Source organism: Kosmotoga sp., assembly GCF_982836095.1.
Genome location: NZ_CEYIHJ010000221.1, coordinates 1 through 2,390, shown reverse-complemented (window position 1 = coordinate 2,390; position 2,390 = coordinate 1). Strand labels below are relative to the sequence as shown.

The following is a 2,390-nucleotide window of genomic DNA, read 5'->3' as shown; positions in this document are numbered from 1 at the left end:
GCGGCTGACTTGTAATCAGCAGGTTGGGGGTTCGAGTCCCGTCGTTGGCTCCACACGAGTATCGGTGGTAAGGTGCCCGAGTGGTCAAAGGGGGCGGACTGTAAATCCGCTGGCGGAACGCCTACGGTGGTTCGAACCCACCCCTTACCACCATTAATTTTGTTGAGTGATGAGGTGACATGATGGCAAGGAAAACAAAGGGAAACAAGATACTCGTTACTCTTAAGTGTTCCTAATGTGGAACCAGGAACTATTATCGCTTTAAGAACAGGCAGAAAAAGTACAAGCTTGACACTAACAAGTACTGTCCGAAGTGTCGAAAGCACACGTTACACAAGGAATCTAAGTAGATTTATCTGCTATCGTTGGGAGGAGATTGAATGGCACAGGCTAAATTTTGGAAGTTCCTCTCCGAAGTGCGCTATGAAGTAAAAAAAGTCAGTTGGCCGAACAGGAAGCAGCTCCTTTCTACCACAAGTGCGGTTGTATTTGTCCTTCTTGTCAGTGGTGCTTTCCTGGGATTGCTCGATATTTTATTTACCAATGTTATTCGTAATGTTCTCATAGCCATCACCGGTGGTATATGATTTTCAGTGGTGATAGGTAGTGCGTAAAAAGTGGTATATAATCCAGACTTATTCTGGACTTGAAAACTCTATCAAAGAAGCTCTTGAGGCAAAGATAAATTCCTTTGGAGTACAGCATCTTTTTGGGAAGATTTTAGTTCCTGAGGAGGTAAAACTCGACAGGGGTTCTTCTCCTGCCGAACGCCATATTGTTTTCAATAACGCTAAAATCCTTGTGAACCCCAATCAAGATGTGAAAAAGGGCGACCCGATAATCGAGGATCCTGAGATTCATGCGAAAAGCGATGGAATCATAAAAGAGATCAAGAACTATCGGATTATCTTCATAGAGACCATCGATAGAAAGTTCACCAAAACCTATTATGTTCCAGAAAGCGCAAAAGTTGAAACTGGTATTAGACCCGGCGCAAGGATAAGACAGGGAATGCCATTGACAAAGCACGGTGAGAATTTCTGTGAGCTGGATGGCAGAATAGTTTTTACTGAAAAGATGAAAAGAATCGTCGTTGAGCGAGACAACGGCGATGAAGATGTCTATATGGTGTATCCGAAAACCTATGACCCGAAGGTCATTCGGAAGGGGACCCGTTTGAAGCGTGGTGACCTGATCTCGGAAAAGAGAACCATATTTTCTAAAATAGATGGAAGAGTCGAAGTATCTGAATTCACCGGTCGTAAAGAGCTCAAGATCTACAAAATAACTAAAACAAGGCTCTATCCAGGATACATATTCATAGAAATGATCATGAACGATGAAACCTGGAACATCGTAAAGAGCACACCGAATGTAGTCAATTTCGTTTCAGTTGGTGGGCAACCGATAGAATTGAAACGTAAAGAAATCCACGCATTGCTGAAACTGGTCGGACTCGAAGAATATGAAGAAAAAGCTCCAAAGATCAGAATAGAAGTGAATTTTGAACTCAATGAAATGGTAAGAATAAATTCTGGTCCCTTCGAGGATTTTGTTGGAAAGATAACAGAGATCCACCCCGAGAGGCAAGAAGTAAAAGTTGTTGTGAGCATCTTTGGGAGAGAAACACCCGTTGTGCTTAAACTATCTGAAATAGAAAAAATAGTGTAACAAAACCAGTGGGAGAAGCCTGTTCTTGGCTTTGATTACCACAAGGAGGTAGAAGTATGGCGAAAAAGATACTTGCTCAAATTAAGTTACAGCTTGAAGCGGGTAAAGCAACACCAGCCCCACCGGTTGGTCCTGCTCTTGGTCAGCATGGTGTGAACATCATGGGCTTCTGTAAGCAATTCAATGCTGCAACAGCTGACAAGCCCGGTATGGTTTTTCCGGTTGTCATAACGGTTTATGGCGACAGATCCTTTTCCTTCATTCTTAAAACCCCGCCTGCGAGCTTTCTGATCAAGAAGGCGGCAGGTATCCAAAAAGGCTCTGGAGTACCTAACAAGGTAAAAGTTGGAAAGATTACCAGAGCACAGGTCGAGGAAATCGCTAAACTCAAGATGCCTGATCTCAATGCCCTTACTCTCGAAGCCGCTATGAAGATAATCGAGGGTACCGCAAGAAATATGGGCGTTGAGGTAGTCGACTGAGGAGGGGTTTGAATGCCAAAAAGGTCAAAGAGATATCTTGAAGCGAGAAAGTTTGTAGATAGAAACAGGGAATATCTTCTGGATGAAGCCCTGGAGCTCTTGAAAAAGTTTCCATCAGCGAAATTCGACGAATCGGTCGAACTTCACATTAAGACGGGTATAGAACCTTCAAAATCTGACCAGCAGGTAAGGGGAACAATAAGCCTTCCCAACGGTACAGGTAAAGATGTCAAGGTT

At 43.4% G+C, this 2,390-nt stretch carries 3 protein-coding genes, 1 tRNA gene and 2 pseudogenes; all 6 read left to right on the top strand.

What is annotated here, in order from left to right; all coding sequences use genetic code 11:
• Positions 1–66 precede the first annotated feature (66 nt).
• Positions 67–153, top strand: a tRNA-Tyr gene (locus AC3LHT_RS10410).
• Positions 154–248: 95 nt separating this feature from the next.
• A pseudogene (gene rpmG, locus AC3LHT_RS10405) lies at positions 249–350 on the top strand (50S ribosomal protein L33); the annotation flags it as partial.
• Positions 351–380: 30 nt separating this feature from the next.
• Positions 381–587 carry a preprotein translocase subunit SecE gene (secE, locus tag AC3LHT_RS10400; protein ID WP_290647075.1) on the top strand — a complete coding sequence of 69 codons (207 nt, stop codon included), beginning with the start codon at positions 381–383 and terminating at the stop codon, positions 585–587.
• 19 nt (positions 588–606) lie between these two features.
• Positions 607–1,671 (top strand): transcription termination/antitermination protein NusG, encoded by a 1,065-nt coding sequence (nusG, locus tag AC3LHT_RS10395; RefSeq protein WP_290647074.1) that lies wholly within the window; start codon positions 607–609, stop codon positions 1,669–1,671.
• Between the two features lie 56 nt (positions 1,672–1,727).
• Complete coding sequence (rplK, locus tag AC3LHT_RS10390; protein ID WP_068348780.1) at positions 1,728–2,153, top strand: 50S ribosomal protein L11; 426 nt, start codon at positions 1,728–1,730, stop codon at positions 2,151–2,153.
• Between the two features lie 12 nt (positions 2,154–2,165).
• A pseudogene (locus AC3LHT_RS10385) lies at positions 2,166–2,390 on the top strand (50S ribosomal protein L1); the annotation flags it as partial.